At 72.6% G+C, this 16,504-nt stretch carries 17 protein-coding genes; 3 read left to right on the top strand and 14 right to left on the bottom strand.

Annotated features, from left to right (window positions below; genetic code table 11):
* The first annotated feature begins 163 nt into the window (after positions 1–163).
* The gene (locus ACFHWT_RS19685) at positions 164–718 is read left to right on the top strand and encodes a snapalysin family zinc-dependent metalloprotease (protein WP_416596134.1); all 555 of its coding nucleotides are present in this window, start codon (positions 164–166) and stop codon (positions 716–718) included.
* 55 nt (positions 719–773) lie between these two features.
* Here ACFHWT_RS19685 and ACFHWT_RS19680 read toward each other — a convergent pair whose 3' ends face one another.
* The 13 genes from ACFHWT_RS19680 to ACFHWT_RS19620 all read right to left on the bottom strand — a co-directional run bounded on the left by ACFHWT_RS19680 (position 774) and on the right by ACFHWT_RS19620 (position 13,816).
* Entirely contained in the window at positions 774–2,597 is a 1,824-nt protein-coding gene (locus ACFHWT_RS19680) for a metallophosphoesterase family protein (protein ID WP_416596133.1), read from the bottom strand.
* 106 nt (positions 2,598–2,703) lie between these two features.
* Complete coding sequence (locus tag ACFHWT_RS19675; protein ID WP_416596132.1) at positions 2,704–3,450, bottom strand: SDR family NAD(P)-dependent oxidoreductase; 747 nt, start codon at positions 3,448–3,450, stop codon at positions 2,704–2,706.
* Positions 3,451–3,498: 48 nt separating this feature from the next.
* Positions 3,499–5,148, bottom strand: coding sequence for a phosphoenolpyruvate--protein phosphotransferase (gene ptsP / locus ACFHWT_RS19670; RefSeq protein ID WP_416596131.1), 1,650 nt, complete (start codon positions 5,146–5,148; stop codon positions 3,499–3,501).
* Positions 5,141–5,452, bottom strand: a complete 312-nt coding sequence (locus ACFHWT_RS19665) for an HPr family phosphocarrier protein (RefSeq protein WP_416596130.1) — start codon at positions 5,450–5,452, stop codon at positions 5,141–5,143. The genes ptsP and ACFHWT_RS19665 overlap by 8 nt, the downstream gene beginning before the upstream one ends.
* Before the next feature lie 50 nt (positions 5,453–5,502).
* Positions 5,503–6,543, bottom strand: coding sequence for a zinc-dependent dehydrogenase (locus tag ACFHWT_RS19660; protein ID WP_416596129.1), 1,041 nt, complete (start codon positions 6,541–6,543; stop codon positions 5,503–5,505).
* Positions 6,540–7,007 carry a PTS sugar transporter subunit IIA gene (locus ACFHWT_RS19655; protein ID WP_123601682.1) on the bottom strand — a complete coding sequence of 156 codons (468 nt, stop codon included), beginning with the start codon at positions 7,005–7,007 and terminating at the stop codon, positions 6,540–6,542. The genes ACFHWT_RS19660 and ACFHWT_RS19655 overlap by 4 nt, the downstream gene beginning before the upstream one ends.
* The gene (locus tag ACFHWT_RS19650) at positions 7,000–7,308 is read right to left on the bottom strand and encodes a PTS lactose transporter subunit IIB (RefSeq protein WP_416596128.1); all 309 of its coding nucleotides are present in this window, start codon (positions 7,306–7,308) and stop codon (positions 7,000–7,002) included. The genes ACFHWT_RS19655 and ACFHWT_RS19650 overlap by 8 nt, the downstream gene beginning before the upstream one ends.
* Before the next feature lie 2 nt (positions 7,309–7,310).
* A complete protein-coding gene (gene mtlA, locus ACFHWT_RS19645; RefSeq protein WP_416596126.1) occupies positions 7,311–8,483 on the bottom strand; it encodes a mannitol-specific PTS transporter subunit IIC in 1,173 nt (390 codons plus the stop codon).
* Between the two features lie 68 nt (positions 8,484–8,551).
* Positions 8,552–9,496 carry a 1-phosphofructokinase gene (gene pfkB, locus ACFHWT_RS19640; protein WP_416596125.1) on the bottom strand — a complete coding sequence of 315 codons (945 nt, stop codon included), beginning with the start codon at positions 9,494–9,496 and terminating at the stop codon, positions 8,552–8,554.
* Complete coding sequence (locus tag ACFHWT_RS19635) at positions 9,493–10,254, bottom strand: DeoR/GlpR family DNA-binding transcription regulator (protein WP_416596124.1); 762 nt, start codon at positions 10,252–10,254, stop codon at positions 9,493–9,495. Before ACFHWT_RS19635 ends, pfkB begins: the two co-directional genes overlap by 4 nt.
* Before the next feature lie 299 nt (positions 10,255–10,553).
* The gene (locus ACFHWT_RS19630; protein ID WP_416596123.1) at positions 10,554–12,002 is read right to left on the bottom strand and encodes an amidase; all 1,449 of its coding nucleotides are present in this window, start codon (positions 12,000–12,002) and stop codon (positions 10,554–10,556) included.
* Between the two features lie 39 nt (positions 12,003–12,041).
* Positions 12,042–12,755, bottom strand: coding sequence for an alpha/beta fold hydrolase (locus ACFHWT_RS19625; RefSeq protein WP_416596121.1), 714 nt, complete (start codon positions 12,753–12,755; stop codon positions 12,042–12,044).
* 59 nt (positions 12,756–12,814) lie between these two features.
* Entirely contained in the window at positions 12,815–13,816 is a 1,002-nt protein-coding gene (locus ACFHWT_RS19620; RefSeq protein WP_416596119.1) for an AraC family transcriptional regulator, read from the bottom strand.
* Between the two features lie 202 nt (positions 13,817–14,018).
* Between ACFHWT_RS19620 and ACFHWT_RS19615 the strand changes: the two genes are divergently transcribed.
* A complete protein-coding gene (locus ACFHWT_RS19615; protein ID WP_416596117.1) occupies positions 14,019–14,801 on the top strand; it encodes a sugar transferase in 783 nt (260 codons plus the stop codon).
* Complete coding sequence (locus tag ACFHWT_RS19610) at positions 14,798–15,706, top strand: NAD-dependent epimerase/dehydratase family protein (protein WP_416596115.1); 909 nt, start codon at positions 14,798–14,800, stop codon at positions 15,704–15,706. The genes ACFHWT_RS19615 and ACFHWT_RS19610 overlap by 4 nt, the downstream gene beginning before the upstream one ends.
* Here the strand turns inward: ACFHWT_RS19610 and ACFHWT_RS19605 are convergent.
* A complete protein-coding gene (locus ACFHWT_RS19605; protein WP_416596113.1) occupies positions 15,673–16,464 on the bottom strand; it encodes an alpha/beta fold hydrolase in 792 nt (263 codons plus the stop codon). The genes ACFHWT_RS19610 and ACFHWT_RS19605 overlap by 34 nt on opposite strands.
* Positions 16,465–16,504 lie beyond the last annotated feature (40 nt).

Here is a 16,504-nt window from a genome sequence, read left to right as displayed (position 1 = left end):
AGTCGTCACGTCGGGCCCGCCCTGCTGGGTGCGCCGCGAGGCTCGGCCAGTGGGACGCGCTATGAGCGAAATGTGATAGGTGTGTGTCGATTGAGCCGGTCTACGGTGAGCGATGCCAGTCGATGCCAGCCGGTATCGCGGCCCGTTTCCAAGGAGCCATGCCATGGCAAGACAACGCACCGTCCAGGCGATCCTCGCGACGGTCACCGGCATCCTGTCGCTGATCGGTGTCCAGGTCGTGGCCACCGCGCCGGCCTCGGCCGCAGTGACCACGATCTACTACGACGCGAGCCGCGCCGGCCAGTTCGCGACCAACTTCGCCCAGGCCGCGCAGATCTGGAACAGCAGCGTGGACAACGTCCGGCTGCAGCCGGGCAGCCCGGCGTCGGTCGTCATCTACGTCGACAGCGGCTGGCCCCGGGCGTACGTCACCCGGCTGGGCGCCGGCCGCATCTACATGGGTACCCAGGCAGCGGACCAGGGCTACGACCGGACCCGGATCGCCACCCACGAGTGGGGACACATTCTCGGGCTGCCGGACCGGCGCACCGGGCTCTGCTCCGACCTGATGTCCGGCAGCAGCGCCCCGGTGTCCTGCCGCAACGCCTATCCGAGTGCCGCCGAGGCGGCCCGGGTCGACCAGTTGTTCGCCCGCGCCGCAGCGACAGTCACCGACGCCTCCGTCGCCGGTCGGTCCTACGTGCGGGCTGTTAACTGAACCGGACGGCCTGCGGTCCCGCCGTCGGATCCACCGACGGCGGGACCGCCGCCGATCAGGCGCCGAGCGGGAACCGGTCCAGCACGACCGGCGCGACGTCCGGGGTACGCATGTCGTAGCGGTAGCTGGTCACCTCGCCGGTGCCGGTGTCCAGGACGCTGAACACCGAGTAGTCGTTGCTCTGCACGAACGGCAACGGCGTACCGGCTGGGTCGGTCAGCGGCGCGACTGTCGGCACCTGCGGCTCCAGCCCGCCCGGGTTGCCCTGGGCCAGGTAGTTGTCCGGGTTCCACGGCGCCGGCGGGACCGGCCGGGACCGGCCCGACAGCGGGTGGAACGCACCGTACGAGTTGCCCACGTTGGAGGTCTCCAGGTAGTGGGTACCGGAGGGGGCGGTGAACCGGTTCCACAGGTGTGAGTGGCCGTTGAGCACCAGGTTCACCCCGGCGGACTCCAGCAGCGGGGCGACGTCACGGGTCAGCACGTTGTCCGCCCGTGGGTAGTCGTACCGGACCAGGGTGTTGCCGTCGGCGTCGGTCTGCTCGGTGCGCACCGGGTCGGTGAACGGCGGGTTGACGTTGTCGCCCAGCCCGTGTGGGCCCTCGTGCAGCATCACCACCGTGTACTTCGCGTCCCGGAACTGCCGGCTGGCCACCTCACGCTGCAACCACCGGTACTGCCGGCTGCCGACGCCGATTTCCTCGAAGATGTGCGAACCCCAGCCCTGGGCGAGCAGGTCGTCGGTGCTCGCCGGTGCCTCGGTGTACCGGGTCCGCTGCCAGTTCGCCGGGTCGGCGGCGATACCGGTGCCCCGCCAGATCCGGGTGGCGTACAGCGAGATCAACCGGACGTCACCGACGGTCGTCGCGTACCAGCGCTCCCCGCCCGGCCCGCTGGTCGGCAGGGAGAAAATCTCCTCGTAGGTCTCGGTGTTGAACGAGTTCTCCAGGATCCAGCGTTCCTTAATCTTGCGGTTGTTCCGGGGGTTCACCTGCCGGGCGACCTTGCGGTACGCCGCCTCGGCCACCTCACGCGGCACCGGTGCGTTGAACGACTCGTTCAGCGTCGGCAGCCCACTGCGGCCCTGCACCTCGTGGTTGCCGATCGCCGGGAAGATCGGCGCGTGCTGCAGGATCTCACCGCCGGTCCAGGTGACCCCGTTGACCGTCCGTGACGCCCGCCCCTGCAGCGCCGGGAAGAACGCCCCGCCGCGCTGGTCGTCGAACCACTCCGAGGCCCGGTCCGGGACGTTCACCAGGTCCCCGGCGAGGAACACCGCGTCGATCCGGCCGACGGTCTCGACCGCCTTCTGCAGGTTCGCCGGGGTGTTCGGCATCGACTGGTGGTCGCTGGTCAGCAGGATCTGCTGTGCCTGGCCGGGGGCGGCGGCCGGCGCCAGGGTGTAGGTGTCGGAAGCAACCATCGCGCCACGGTCGATCGACACCACCCGGTACGGCGTCCGGCTGCCTACGCCGAGCCCGCGTACGGTCGCCTCGTGCCGCCAGATGTGCCGCCGGGTGATCTGCGTCGGCGGCTCCGGGATCTGCGAGGCGGCGTCCTCCGCCACCCGGGACAACTCGCCGGTCCGGGCTCGGAACACCCGTACGCCCCGGATCTTGCCGCCGGTGGCCGCGGCCCGCAGCTCGGCCCGGTTGAGCTGGCCAGCCCGGTGACCGACCACCACGACGTGGTGCCGACCGGCGAACTCGGTCAACCAGACGACCCGGACGGAGTTCTTCGCTGGGGACTGCAGGAACGGTTCGGTGAGCAGGACCGGGGCGGCGCTGGCGCCGGCGCTCGCCCCGGACGGCGCCGCCGCGCCCATCAGTAGGGTCAGGACCGCGACGATCGCGGTGAACTGCCAGATCGGTCTGGACACGATGCCTCCACGCTGCGGGGATTCGACGAGCCGGAGCATCGCCGGCACAGGTGAACAGCACCGTCGAGGGACGCTGACCAGCGGATGAACGCCTGTCCCAGTCGGGTCAGCGGTGTACCAGCCCGCCACCGACCTCGATCACCTGGCCGGTGACCGCACCGGAGTCGGGGCTGGCGAGGAAGCGGACGGTGGAGACGATGTCGTCGGGGTCGAGTCGGCGCTGCACCGCCTGCCGGTGCAGGATCGCGGCGTCGACTGCGGCCTCGTCGACCGGGGCGTCGCCGGCGAGTTCCCGTTCGCCCTCAGTACGGATCGCGCCCGGCGAGATCGCGTTGACCGTCGTGCCGTCGGGCCCGAACGCGCGGGCCAGCGAACGGGTGAGACCGACCAGCGCCGCCTTGCTCGACACGTACGACGGCCCGGACGGGCCACCGAGCCGGACCGTGGCCGAGGTGACGTTGATGATCCGGCCGCCGCCACGGTCCCGCATCCCCGCCGCCAAGGCCTGGCTGAGTAGCATCGGGGCGGTGACGTTGACCGCGAACGTCGCCTCCCATTCGGCCAGCGGCAACTCGTCGATCCAGACGTTGGACGCCCGCGCCGCGTTGTTGACCAGTACGTCGACCGGCCCGGCCGCCTCGGCCAGAGCCAGCACCTCGGTGGCGACCGACAGGTCCGCCTCGACGATCCGGGTGCGCGCGCCGGCCGCGCGGCAGCGCGCGGCGACGGCCTCTGCCTCGTCGGCGGCGGCCAGGTGGTGCAGCACCAGGCTTGTCCCGGGCGCGGCGAGACCGGTCGCGAGGGCCGCGCCGATGCCGCGTCGCGCTCCGGTGACCACGATCGTCCGACTCATGGATTGATCCTGCGGCCGGCCCGCAGCCGCGTCAACGTCGACCGGCGGTCAGCCGGCGGCCGGGCCGGCTGAGACCGCCGCGCGGGCGGCCGCCGCGTCCGGCGCGGCCAGCGCGGCCCGGGCCAGCCGCTGACAGTCCTCCAGGGTGTGCGCGGCGAGCGCGGCCCGCACCGCCGGCACCGACCGGGCCGACATCGACAGGCTGGACACCCCGAGCCCGGTCAGCACCACGGCCAGGGCCGGGTCAGCGGCGGCCTCACCGCAGACCCCGACCGGTTTGCCGGCGGCAGCGCCGGCCTGCGCACAGCCGGCGATCAGCTCAAGCAGGACCGGCTGCCACGGGTCGAGCAGGTCGGCCAGGTCGCCGCAGAGCCGGTCGGCGGCGAAGGCGTACTGGCTCAGGTCGTTGGTCCCGATGCTGAGGAAGTCGACGTGCCGCAGCAGCGCCTCGGCCCGCAGCGCGGCGGCCGGGACCTCCACCATCATGCCCACCGTGGGTAGCCCGACGGCGCGGGCCAGCTCGGCGAACTCGGCCGCCTCCGCCGACGTGGTCACCATCGGCGCCATCACCCACACCTCGGCGCCGGTGGCCCCGGCTGCCTGTGCGATCGCGTCGAGCTGGGTGCGCAGCACCTCGGGGCGGCGCCGGGCGGTCCGCAGCCCGCGTACGCCGAGCGCCGGGTTCGGCTCCTCGCCGGCGTGCAGGAACGGCAACGGTTTGTCCGCGCCGGCGTCCAGGGTCCGCAGCACCACCTTGCGGTCACCGGCGGCAGTGAACACCTTCGCGTACGCGGTGACCTGCTCGTCGTGACCGGGCGGCTCGGCGCGGTCCAGGTAGAGCAGTTCGGTGCGGAACAAACCGACGCCTTCCACATCGTCGACGAGGTCGGCGGCGGAGCCGACGTTGGCCAGCAGGGTCACCGGATGCCCGTCGGCGGTGCGTCCCGGGCCGCTGGTCGCCGCCAGTTCCGCCCGCCGGTGCTGTTCCCGCTGGCGGGTCTCGGCGACGGTGTCGTCGTCGACCCCGGCGGTGACGTCGCCGGTGGTGCCGTCCACGGTGACCAGGGTGCCGTCCGGCACGTCGAGAATGCCCGGGCACCGTACGACCGCCGGCAACCCGAGCGCCCGGGCCACGATGGTGGTGTGGCTGGTCGGCCCGCCGGCCGCGGTGACCAGGGCGAGCACCCGGGTCGGGTCGAGCCCGGCGGTGTCGGCCGGGGCCAGGTCCCGGGCGCTGAGGATGAACGGCACGCCCGGGTCGGGCACGCCGGGCATCGGTTCGCCCAGGCAGACCGCGACCGCACGGTCGCGCAGGTCGTCCAGGTCGGCGACCCGTTCGGCGAGGTACCCGCCAGCGGCGGCGAACGCCGCCCGGTGCTCGGCGAGCGCGGCGTCGATGGCGTGCGCCGCGTCGGCGCCCTCGCCCACGCGGGCCCGTACCGCATCGTGCAGTACCGGGTCCTCGGCCATCATCACCTGCGCCCGCAGGATCTCCGCCGCTGTCGGGTCGGTCGCGGTGCCGGCCCGCCGACCGAGTTCGGTGGCGACCGCCACCAGGGCGGCAACCGCCCGGTCCGCCTCGGCGGCCGGGTCGTCAACCGGCACCGGCGCGGACAGCCGGGGTGCCTCGGCCACCCGGTGCACCGGGCCGGCGGCCAGCCCGGTGCTGACGCCGAGCCCGGTGTGCAGCTCAGCCACGACCGGCCGCCGTGGCACCGGCGCCGTCGCCCTCGGGTTCGGCGTCGAGGTCGCGGGCGAGCAACGCGGCAAGCTCGTCGAGCGCGGCGTCGGCGCCGTCACCGTCGGCTTCCAGGGTCACCTCGGTCCCCTGCTTCGCGCCGAGGGAGAGCACCGAGAGCATGCTGCGGGCCGGCACCGCCGGCCGACCGGCGGTGCTGATCATCACCGGCACCGGCGCGGTGGCGGCGGCGGCGACGAACAACGCGGCGGGCCGGGCGTGCAGCCCGCTGGCGGAGCCGACGGTGACGGTACGGGTAGGCATGTCTGCCTCCTTTGTCCCTGGTGGGGGTCAGGGCTCGATGGGTTCCTGGGTCAGGGCTCGATGGTGACTTTGATGGCTTCGCCTCGGGCGACCACGTCGAAGGCGTCGAGGGCCCGGTCCAACGGCAACCGGTGGGTGATCAGATCGGCGACCGGTACCGCACCGCTGGCGATCAGGGCGAGCGCCTCGGCGTTGTGCGACGGGCTGGAGCCGTTGGCGCCGACGATGGTGAGCTCCCGGTAGTGCACCAGGTTGGAGTCGCAGGCGATGACCGGCTTGTCTTTGGGTAGACCGCCGAAGAAGCTGATCCGGCCCTGTCGGGCGGTCATCTGCAACGCCTGTTCCTGGGCGACGCCGGCGGCGGTCGCGGTGATCACCACGTCGGCGCCCCGTCCGTCGGTCAACTTCTTGATCTCGTCGATCACGTCGGTCTCGGCACCGCAGACAGTGGCGTCGGGATGCACCAGCGCGGCGGCCAGGTCGAGCCGTTCACGGTTGACGTCGACCAGGAAGACCCGGGCGGCGCCGCGCGAGCGGGCCAGCCGTACGTGCAGACAGCCGATCGGTCCGGAGCCCATGATGACGACGTCGTCGCCCGGGCCGACCCGGGCCAGGTTCTGCCCGTTGAGTACGCAGGCGAGCGGCTCGGCCACCGACGCCTCGGCGTAGCTGATCCCGTCCGGGATGCGGTTGAGCCCGTCGACGGCGAGCACCTTGGCCGGGACCACCATGTGCTCGGCGAACCCACCGTCGTAGTGGTAGCCCATCGACTCCTGGTTGGGGCAGACCGTCATCCGGCCGCGCCGGCACTCGCCGCAGGTGCCGCACGGGATGGCCGCGATCACCTGGACCCGGTCGCCGGTCTGCCATCCGGCGACCTCGGCGCCGACCTCGACGACCTCCCCGGCGATCTCGTGGCCCATCACCCGGGGCGGGGCGATGTGGTGGTGACCGAAGTTGCGGATCTTGACGTCGGTGCCGCAGGTCGAACAGGCCCGGACGCGGATCAACACGTCGCCGGGGCCGGGCTGCGGCTGCGGTGCCTCCTCGATCCGGACGTCGCCGGGGGAGTGGAACCGGACGACCTTCATGTGGAGCTCTCCTCTCCTACCGGCGCGAGCAGCCGGAGCACGTCGTCGATCTCGGTGGCCTCACGCAGCTCGCGGGCCTGTTCCGGGTCGAGCAGAATCTGGGCGAGGGCGGCGAGCAGCTCCACGTGGCCGTCGCCGCGCGCCGCGATCGCCACGCAGACGGTCACCGGGGATCCGCCCCAGTCCACCCCGTCGGGGAAGCGCAGCACGGCGAGCGCGTCGCGGCGTACCGCCTCCTTGCCGGCCAGGGTGCCGTGCGGGATCGCCACACCTTCCCCGACGTAGGTGGAGACGGACTGCTCGCGCTGCAGCATCGCGGCGACGTACTCCTCGGTGACCGCACCGAGCTCGACCAGCACCTCGCCGCAGCGGCGCACGGCGGCGACCCGGTCGCCGGCCTGTTCGTTCAGCCGGACGGCCCGGCGCTCGAGCAGAGCGCCGGGGTCCGATTGCGGTTCAGCCATCGAGTTGGCCGCCCTGCTGCACCACGGCTACCAGCCGGGCGACGGCCGGGTCGCCGAGGAAGATCTGCACCGGGACGACCACCTTGCCGGGCGCGCTGGTGCGGGCCCGGTCGGCGAGCCCCTGGTGGCAGACGATGACGTCGGCGTCGGCCGGGATGGAGTTGACCGGGGTGTGCTCGACGGTCACCTGCTGCTTTTTGAGTTGCTTGCGCAGCTGGCTGGCGAGCATGACGCTGCTGCCCATGCCGGCGTCGCAGGCGACGACGACCTTGCGGATGCTCTGGGCGTCGATGGTGGCCATCGTCATGCCTCCGTGGCGGTCGGCCGGTGGGTACCGGTGGTCGAGGTGGCGTGGTAGGCGTGCGCACCGGCGGGCGTGTCCGTGGTGGCGGCCTGCGGACCGGTGTTCTCCTCGACTGGTTCCTTGCCCTCGCCGCGGCCGAAGCCGAGCAGCACCGAGGCGACGGCGAAGGAGACCGCCGCGGAGATGATCACGCCGAGCAGGACGCCGAACCAGCCGCCTCGCGGGGTGACCGCCATGTAGGCGAAGATGCTGCCCGGCGACGGGGTGGCGACCAGGCCGGCTCCGGTGACCATGAAGGTCCAGACACCGGCCGCGCCGCCGGCGATCATGGCGAGGATCAGCCGCGGCTTCATCAGCACGTACGGGAAGTAGATCTCGTGGATGCCGCCGAGGAAGTGGATGATGATCGCCGCCGGGGTGCTGGCCCGCAGCAGCCGGGGCCCGAACAGCAGGAAGGCGACCAGCAGGCCGAGGCCCGGCCCGGGGTTCGACTCGATCATGAACAGGATCGAGTCGCCGTCGGTGGCCGCTTCGGCGACGCCCAGTGGACCGAACACGCCGTGGTTGATCGCGTTGTTGAGGAACAGCACCTTGGCCGGCTCGACCAGGATCGACACGAACGGCAGCAGGCTGTGGCCGACCATCCAGTCCACCGCGGAGCCGGCGGCGTCGGTGACGGCCTGCACCACCGGCCCGATCACCCAGATGCCGACCAGCGCCATGCCGCCGCCGATGATGCCGGCGGAGAAGTTGTTGATCAGCATCTCGAAGCCGGCCGGGATCTTGTCCTCGACCAGGCCGTCGAAGAGCTTCAGCAGGTACGCGGTCAGCGGGCCGATGATCATCGCACCGAGGAACATCGGTACGTCGGCACCGACGATGATGCCGACAGTGGCGACCGCGCCGACGACCGCGCCGCGCTGGCCGTGCACCAGCCGGCCACCGGTGTAGCCGATCAGGATCGGCAGCAGCGTGGAGATCATCGGCCCGACCAGTTCGGCCATGGTCGCGTTGGGGATCCATCCAGTGGGGATGAACAGTGCGGTGATCAGACCCCAGGCGATGAACGCGCCGATGTTGGGCATCACCATGCCGGCGAGGTAGCCGCCGATTCTCTGGATCGTGGCCTTTACCCCGGTGCCCTGCACCTGGGGTGTGTAGTCGGTGGCCATGGTCTGCTGCTCCTTCTATGTGCGGGGGTAGGGAGTAGGCGATCGGTCTGGGGTATCGAGGTGACGGGTCATCCTTGGGTGACGAGTTGTTGCAGGTCGTCCGGTCGGGGGTGCAGCCGTACGGTGTGCCGGCGCAGGTCGGCCGGCCCCGGCATCCGGCTGCCGGGCAGGCTGACCGCCGCCGCCCCCCAGGCCAGGCCTTCGGCGAGGGCGCCCGGCCCGCTGGCGCCGGCGGCGAGGAAACCGGCGAGCAGCGCGTCACCGGCGCCGACCGTGCTGCGCGGCTGGTCGACGGGGGAGTCGCCGGTGCGCACCCCGTCGGCGTCGACCAGCACGGCGCCCTGCGCCCCGAGGCTGGCCAGCACGGTGCCGGCGCCCCAGGCGCGGACCTGTCGGGCGGCGTCGACCACGTCGCCGAGGCCGTCGAGCGGCCGCCCGACGGCCTCGGCCAGCTCCTCCCGGTTGGGTTTGACCAGGTCGGCTCCGGCCTCGGCGGCGGCCCGCAGCGGTGGGCCGCTGGTGTCGACGGCGAGCCGCAGCCCGGCGTCGAGCAGTTGCCGGCACAGCGCGGTGAACCTGTCCACCGGCAGCCCCGGTGGCAGGCTGCCGCAGACCACCACCCAGTCGGCCTGGTGCGCGGTGTCCAGCAGCCGGGCGGTGATCGCGTCGAACTCGTCCCGGCTCAGGGTCGGCCCGGGCTCGTTGACCTTGGTGACGGTGCCGTCCGGCTCGGCGAGGGTGATGTTGGACCGGGTCCGTCCGGCGATCGGCACGGCGACCACCTCGACCCCCTCGGCGGCCAGCAGCCGGACGAGTTGACCGCCTTCGTCGCCGCCGCAGGGCAGCACGGCGACCGACGGTACGCCGTTGGCGAGCAGCGCCCGGGAGACGTTGACGCCTTTGCCGCCGGGGTCGAGGCGGGTGCCGGTGGCCCGGATTACCTCGCCGCGGACCAGGTCGTCGATCTCGACGGCGCGGTCCAGGCTGGGGTTGAGGGTGAGCGTGAGGATCATGCCCGCACCACCCGTGGCCCGGCCGCCTCCACCTCGGCGACGAGGTCCGTGTTGAGGCCGTTGTCGGTGATCAACGTGTCGATGTCGGCGAGCCGGCCGAACCGGGCCAGGTAGTCGTTGCCGATCTTGGTGTGGTCGGCCAGCACGACCGACCGGCGGGCGGCGCCGATCATGGCCCGCTTGACCGCCGCCTCGGCCGGGTCCGGTGTGGTCAGGCCACGCTCGACGGAACAGCCGTTGGTGCCGATGAAGGCCACGTCGACGTAGACGTCGGCGAGTGGACGAAGCGCCCAGTCGTCGACGGTGGCCATCGTGCGACCGCGTACCCGGCCGCCCAGCAGCAGGACGTTGAGGTTGCTGCGGGCACCGAGGACGGTGGCCAGCGCCGGAGAGTTGATCACGACGGTGAGTTCCCGGTCGGCCGGCAGGATCGCGGCCAGCCGGGCGGTGGTGGTGCCGGCGTCCAGGATGATCGCGCCCTCGTGGGGCAGTTCGGCCAGCGCGGCCTTGGCGATCCGTTCCTTCTCGGTGGTCAGCACCGCGTCCCGGGCGGCGAGCGCGGGCTCGAAGCCGATCCGTTCGACCGGGATCGCACCGCCGTGCACCCGACGCAGCACGCCGGCCCGCTCGAGGGTGGTGAGGTCGCGCCGGATCGTCTCGGCGGTCACGTTGAGTGACTCGGCGAGCGCGGTCACGTCGACCCGCCCGTCGGCTCGCGCCAGCCGGACGATCTCCTGCTGCCGTTCCTCGGCGTACATGTGGTTTCACCGCCGTTTCGTTTTGCTTCAGGTTTGTTTACGCCCGGCTTTGTTGGATGTCAAGAGGGGTGTCGAACGAATTTGGATCTTGACCGCTCGGCTGACCTGCGGAACCGGCGGTGCCGCTCCGGGACCCGTAAGTCGGCCGCAGCTGGGATCCGCTCATCCACCGGCCGTCCGCCGGTCGCCCACCCGAACATGGCTGTCTGCCTGGCTGCGCCGGCCGCAGCGAATGGGGTAGGCCTGACCGGCAACGCCGGGTCGGCCAGGGTCTGCCCGGCAACGGCGGTCGGCCAGGGTCAGGCCGGGACGCCGTGACCCGGGGCCGCCGGGGCGGGGCCGGGCCCGACCAGGTCGGGCCGGGCCGCCTCCAACGCCGCCGCCACGGCGAGGACGGTGAGGTCGTCGCCCGGCTGCGCGCCGAGCTGCACCCCGATCGGCATTCCGGCGTCGTCGCGCCCCCAGGGCAGACTGATCGCCGGTCCGCCGGTCACGTTGAACATCCCCACGAACGGGGAGATCGCGAAGATCTCCCGGAACAGCTCGCCGGCCGGCCGGTCGGTGTGCAACTGCCCGAGCGGTGGTGCCGGCCGCGCCGTGGTCGGGCTGAGCAGCAGGTCCACGCCGTCGAGGACGGCCGCCAGCTCACCGGCGAGCCGGCGCAGCGCCAGGGTCGCCCGGATCTGGGTGCGGGCGTCGGCCCGTCGGCCCTGCTCGACGAGGTCGAGCACCGCCGGTTCCAGAGTGTCCGGCCCGGCGGACCGTCCGGTGGCGGCGCAGATCTCGTCGACCGCGGCGGCCAGATGACCGGCGATGACCGCACCGAGTACCGGCCCGAGCCGGCCGGCCGGCTCCACCGGCCCGACCGGGACGACCCGGTGACCGACGGCGGCCAGCTCGGCGGCGACGGACTCGGCGGCAGCCCGGTACGCCGGATGCACCGGGGTGCCCTCGGGTGCCTCGGTGAGCAGCCCGACCCGCAGGGCCCGGCCGGGGCCCGCCGGACCGACCGGACCGGTCCACTGGACACCGTCCACCGGGTACGGCTCGCCGGCGGCGAGCCCGCTGCCGACCGCCAGCAACAACGCGGCGTCCGCGACGGTGCGGGTGATGGCGTGCTCGTGGCTGAGCCCCGACCAGTCGTCCAACCGGTACGGCCCGGCCGGGTTGCGGCCCCGGGTCGGCTTGAACCCGATGGTGCCGCACCAGGCCGACGGGATCCGGATGGACCCGCCGCTGTCGCTGGCGTGCGCCGCCGGCACCATCCCCGCGGCCACCGCCACCGCCGCGCCGCCGCTGGAGCCACCGGCGGACCGGTCCGGCCGCCACGGGTTGCGGGTCGGCCCGTGCAGCACCGGCTCGGTGGTGATGTTCAGTCCGAACTCCGGCGAGTTGGTCCGTCCGATGATCAGCGCTCCCGCCTGCTCCAGCCGGCGCAGCAACGTGCTCGTACCGGCCGGTGCCAGGCCGACGGCCAGCCGGCTGCCCCGGGTCAACGGAAAGCCGGCGACCTCGGCGTGCAGGTCCTTGACCAGGTACGGCAGCCCGGCCAGCGGTCCGACCGGTCGGCCACCGGCGGCGGCCAGGCGACGCAGCGCCGGCCCGGAGTCGACCGCCACCACCGCGTTGAGCCCGGTGTCGCGTTGCTCGATGCGGCGTACCGCCGCGTCGACGATCTCCCGGGCGTGCACCTGGCCGGACCGTACGGCCGCGGCCAGCTCGGTGATCGACCCGTCCAGCAGCTCCATGGCCCGCCTCCCGTTCGCTTCCGCACCCGGTCCGGGTGGTCAGTCCGCCGCCGCCTCGACCAGCTTCGCCGCCAGCAACTGCGGATCGGTGAACAGGACCTCGTGCGAACCCGGCATCTCGACCAGCCGGAACTCGCCGAGCCGCTGCGACTGGCCGGGATGCCAGCGGAACTCGTCCGGCGGAAAGGCGACGTCGTCGACCGCGTACAGGTACGAACGGGGGACCGGCAGGTCGGCGAATCCGGGCAGCGCGACCGGTTCCGCGGCCCGGGCCAACGGCTCCGGCGTCAGCCGCGCGTAGGCGGCGCGGGCGGTCTGCTCGTCGGCACCGCTGACGAACGAGCGGAACGCCTCGTACGGCAGCATCAGGGTGCCATCCGGAGAGGCCAGGCTGGTGAAGGCGGCGGCGGCCGACGGTGGCACATGCTGGAAGACGGTGTCGCCGTCGGCGAGGACGTACGCGTTGTGGAACACCAGGCGGCGGAGCCGGTCCGGTACGGCGACCGCGGCGGCCTGTACGACCGCGCCGCCGAGGCTGTGCCCGACGAGCACCACGTTCCGCAGGTCGGCCCGCCGGATCAGCTCGGCGACGGCGCCGGCGGTCCGGGCGAACGTCACCGTCGGATCGGCGTTGGCGCCGTTGCCTGGCAGGGTGGGTGCGTGGACCTCGTGTCCGGCGGCGGTGAGCGCCTGCCGGACGCCGTCCCAGCAGCTGCCGTCGTGCCAGGAACCGTGGACGAGAACGAAACGCATCTCGGGTGCCTCCGTCTGGGTCGGTGGACCCGACGGTAGGCCGGCCGGCGTACGGAGGGTTATCGGCGTCGCGCCAGATCGCTGTCGAGATCCTGCCCGCCATGGCCGGCCGGGCCGAGATGGCCGGCTGGTCGGCCGGTGCGGTGTTCGCTGCGCCACCGCGCGGGCGGGGCGCCGTACCGGTCGCGGAAGAGCGCTCCGAGATGCGACGCCGAGGCGAAGCCGTACCGGTGGGCGAGTTGCGCGACCGGGACGTCGGACCCAGCGAGCGCGAGAGCGCAGGCGTGCAGCCGACGCTGCCGGATCCAGCGGAAGGGGGTGGTGCCGCCGGCGGCGAACGCACGATGCAGCTGTCGTCGGGACACCGCCAGCCGGTGGGCCAGCCACGGCACCGACAGCGCCGGTTCGGCCAGCGAGTGCTCGATCAGCCGCTCCGCCGCCACGCGCAGCGCGGCCACCGGGTCGGATTCGACGTCGACGCTGGCGCCGTGCAGCGTGGCGGTCAGGACCGTGTCGACCATGCTGGCGACCTCCAGCCGCTGCCCGGTGCCGGCGGCTGCGGCCGCGCTCATCAGATGCGGCAGCTGCCGGCACAGTGCCCGACCCACCGGGTCCAATATCGCGGAGCGGACCGGTCCGTCGAGGCCGGGGAAGCGGGCCGTGACGAGTGCGCGGGGCAGCGCAACGAACAGTACGTGGGCCGGTGCCGGATAGTCGACGTCGAACGCCTCCGAGCCGGGTACGACGACCAGCCGGTCCGGTCCGATCGGATCGGTGCCGCGCCGGTGCGTGATGCTGCCGGTGGCTCGCTGGCCGAGCAGCAGGAACACCCCGTCAGTGGCGTCGCGTCCGGTGGTGTCGTGCGGGCGACGCGAGGAGTGCAGCGCGCCGACCGTGGCGGAGATGAGCCGCAGCCGTCCCAGCGGCACCTCGGTGATGCGGGCCCGGAACCGGTTCGGGTCGCGGATGGTGACGGTCTGCTGCACCAAGGTGTGTCGCAGCGCGGAGTTGAACTCGCGCAGCCCGGCCGGCCCGTCGAAACCCTGGCGTCGCAGCGGCACGCGTCCCTCCCTCTGTCGGCCTGGTCGGTGCAGCTGACCTGCTGATCAGCGTACCGACCGACCCCGGCCCGGTCCCGTCGTCAGCCGAGCCGACGGTATCGGATCAACCAATGTTCCGATTTACGGTGAACGACACGCTTAGTCGTATTCATTCTGTTACAAAGCTTTTGTCAGTTGAGTAGCTACTTCCGGAGGCCCGTCCATGACCTCGCCAGCGGCCTGCCTCGCAGCCGAACCGACGATTCCGACCAGTCGTCCCCGCCGCTACGACCGGGTCAAGCGGGTGCTCGACGTGGTGGGCGCGGTGACCGCCCTGGTCGTCGGCGCGCCGCTGTTGGCCGGGGTCGCCCTGCTCATCCTCGTCACGCTGGGTCGGCCGGTGTTCTTCCGGCAGGTACGCCCCGGCCGGGACGGCGAACTCTTCGAGATGGTCAAGTTTCGCACCATGCTCGAGGTGGATCCGGCCCGCGGCCTGGTCACCGACGCCGACCGGCTGACGCCGGTCGGCCGCTGGCTGCGCGCCACCAGCCTCGACGAACTGCCGGAGTTGTGGAACGTACTGCGCGGTGAGATGAGCCTGGTCGGCCCGCGTCCCCACCTGGTGAAGTACCTGGAGATCTACACTCCCTGGCAGGCCCGACGGCACGAGGTGCGACCCGGAATCACCGGCCTTGCGCAGGTCCGCGGCCGCAACGAACTGGACTGGGAGGACAAGTTCGCCTACGACATCGAGTACGTGGACAACCGCAGTCTCCGGCTCGACCTGCGGATCATGGTCGAGACCGTCCGGGTGGTGCTGCGCCGGGAAGGGATCGCCGCGCCGGGGGCGGTGACCTGGCACGAGTTCACCGGGACCCCGACGCCGCCGGACTCCGTCCCGGCCGGTGCGGTCCCAGCCAGCCCGGTCTTGGCCGCCGCGCCCGACGGCTCGGCAGCAACCTCCCGTCGACCCGGCGGTGACCGGGCCGGCCGGTGCCGCAGTTGAGCCGGACCAGGATCCTGCTCTTCGGCTCCACCGGACTGCTGGGCCGGCAGATCCACGCGGCGCTCACTGCGGACGCGGTGGTGTCCGCACCAACCCGGGCCGACTGTGATCTCGCCACGACGGGCGTCACCGAACTCGCCCGGCTGCTCGCGGCCGTCCGGCCGGACGTCGTGGTCAACTGCGCCGGCCGTACCGTCGGAGACAACGCAGAGCTGATCCGGATCCACCTGCTGGCCGTGGCCGCGCTCGCCGAGGCGATGGCCGACGTCGTGCCCGGCACCCGGCTGGTGCGGCTCGGTTCCGCCGCCGAGTACGGCGTCGTGCCCAGTGGCCGCCCGGTGCGCGAGGACGACCCGGCCAAGCCGGTGAGCCCGTACGGGTTCAGCCACCTGGCCACTACCCAGTTCGGCGAACTGGTCAGCACCGACCGACGGGTCGAGGTCGTCACGTTGCGGGTGTTCAACCCGGTCGGGCCGGGCCTACCGGTGGACAGTGCGCTGGGGCGGGCGGCCGCTCTGCTGCGCGACGGCGGGCGGTCACCGCTGGCGGTGCGGCTGCTGGACACCGTACGCGACTTCGTCGACCTGCGCGACATCGCCGCCGCGGTCCGCGCCGCCGCGCTCGCCACCCGCCTGCCGCACCGGCTGTTCAACGTGGGCAGCGGGCGGCCGGTCGGGGTCCGGGACGCGGTCACCTGTCTGGCCAGGGCCGCTGGTCACAGCGGCGAACTCGGTACGGGGGAGTTTTCCCCGACGGTGAACCGGTCCGCCGCCGTCCCCTGGATGTGCGCCGACATCAGCCGTGCCCGGCAGGTGCTCGGCTGGTCACCCAGCTACGACCTGACGGACTCGGTGAAGGCCCTGCTGGCGGATCACCACGACGGTGGTCCCCACAGCCGCAGATAGCGGCTGACCATCGCGTTGGTCTGCCGCGGCACCTCGAACTGGAAGAAGTGGCCGGAGCCGACCACCTGCCCGATCACCGCCTCGGGAACCAGCTCCCGCAGCCGTCCGTAATCGGCGAACGGCGCCGGGCCACCGATGTAGAGCAGCCGGCGTCCCCACGCGGTCAGCGCGGCGTCGCCACCGGCCTCGACGAAATCGGCGAGACCGTCGAGGGTGGCGGCGGCGACGGTGTCACTCGGCCGCAGCATCTGGTCGATCGCCCAGTCGACCAGCCGAGGATCCGACTCGGGAACGAAGAACGACCGGATGATGTCGATCCGGGCCTGGCGCGGGTCCTCGCCGCGGATGGACTCCGCCAGCGCGGCCACCTGCTCCGTGGTGCCGGGCGGCACGGCCACCGACGCGTCCAGTAGCAGCAGCGCCGCGACCCGGTCGGTTGCCTGCGCGGCTGCGGCCAACGACCAGACCCCGCCCATGCTGTGCCCGATCAGCACGACGTCGTCCATCTCGAGTTCGACCATCAGGTCCCGCAGGTCGGCACCGAGTTCGGGAACGCTGAAGCCGCGGTCTCCGGCGGGGCTCGCGCCGTGCCCCCGCATGTCCACCGAGATGATCCGCCGCCGCCAGCTGGCCAGATGGGCGGCGAGGGGCTTCATGAACCGGTGGTTGCAGCACCACCCGTGTACGAGCAGGACATCCTGTCGGCCGCGGCCGGTCTGCCAGTAGCGCATCCCGGCGGCTGTGCGGTTGTGACTCACGTCGTTGGCCTCCTTCGCTTCGGCAAGATGCCGCGCCATC

The sequence above is a fragment of the Micromonospora sp. LOL_021 genome, from assembly GCF_048060215.1.
Lineage (GTDB): Bacteria > Actinomycetota > Actinomycetes > Mycobacteriales > Micromonosporaceae > Micromonospora_E.
The sequence above is the reverse complement of the archived record's forward strand: the minus strand, read 5'-3'. Positions and strand labels throughout refer to the sequence as shown.

Excerpts from the sequence above, each read along its gene's own strand:
- ACFHWT_RS19685 (WP_416596134.1), top strand. The coding sequence starts at position 164 with ATGGCAAGACAACGCACCGTCCAGGCGATCCTCGCGACGGTCACCGGC.
- ACFHWT_RS19675 (WP_416596132.1), bottom strand. The coding sequence starts at position 3,450 with ATGAGTCGGACGATCGTGGTCACCGGAGCGCGACGCGGCATCGGCGCG.
- ACFHWT_RS19665 (WP_416596130.1), bottom strand. The coding sequence starts at position 5,452 with ATGCCTACCCGTACCGTCACCGTCGGCTCCGCCAGCGGGCTGCACGCC.
- ACFHWT_RS19660 (WP_416596129.1), bottom strand. The coding sequence starts at position 6,543 with ATGAAGGTCGTCCGGTTCCACTCCCCCGGCGACGTCCGGATCGAGGAG.
- ACFHWT_RS19655 (WP_123601682.1), bottom strand. The coding sequence starts at position 7,007 with ATGGCTGAACCGCAATCGGACCCCGGCGCTCTGCTCGAGCGCCGGGCC.
- ACFHWT_RS19650 (WP_416596128.1), bottom strand. The coding sequence starts at position 7,308 with ATGGCCACCATCGACGCCCAGAGCATCCGCAAGGTCGTCGTCGCCTGC.
- mtlA (WP_416596126.1), bottom strand. The coding sequence starts at position 8,483 with ATGGCCACCGACTACACACCCCAGGTGCAGGGCACCGGGGTAAAGGCC.
- pfkB (WP_416596125.1), bottom strand. The coding sequence starts at position 9,496 with ATGATCCTCACGCTCACCCTCAACCCCAGCCTGGACCGCGCCGTCGAG.
- ACFHWT_RS19635 (WP_416596124.1), bottom strand. The coding sequence starts at position 10,254 with ATGTACGCCGAGGAACGGCAGCAGGAGATCGTCCGGCTGGCGCGAGCC.
- ACFHWT_RS19630 (WP_416596123.1), bottom strand. The coding sequence starts at position 12,002 with ATGGAGCTGCTGGACGGGTCGATCACCGAGCTGGCCGCGGCCGTACGG.
- ACFHWT_RS19625 (WP_416596121.1), bottom strand. The coding sequence starts at position 12,755 with ATGCGTTTCGTTCTCGTCCACGGTTCCTGGCACGACGGCAGCTGCTGG.
- ACFHWT_RS19615 (WP_416596117.1), top strand. The coding sequence starts at position 14,019 with ATGACCTCGCCAGCGGCCTGCCTCGCAGCCGAACCGACGATTCCGACC.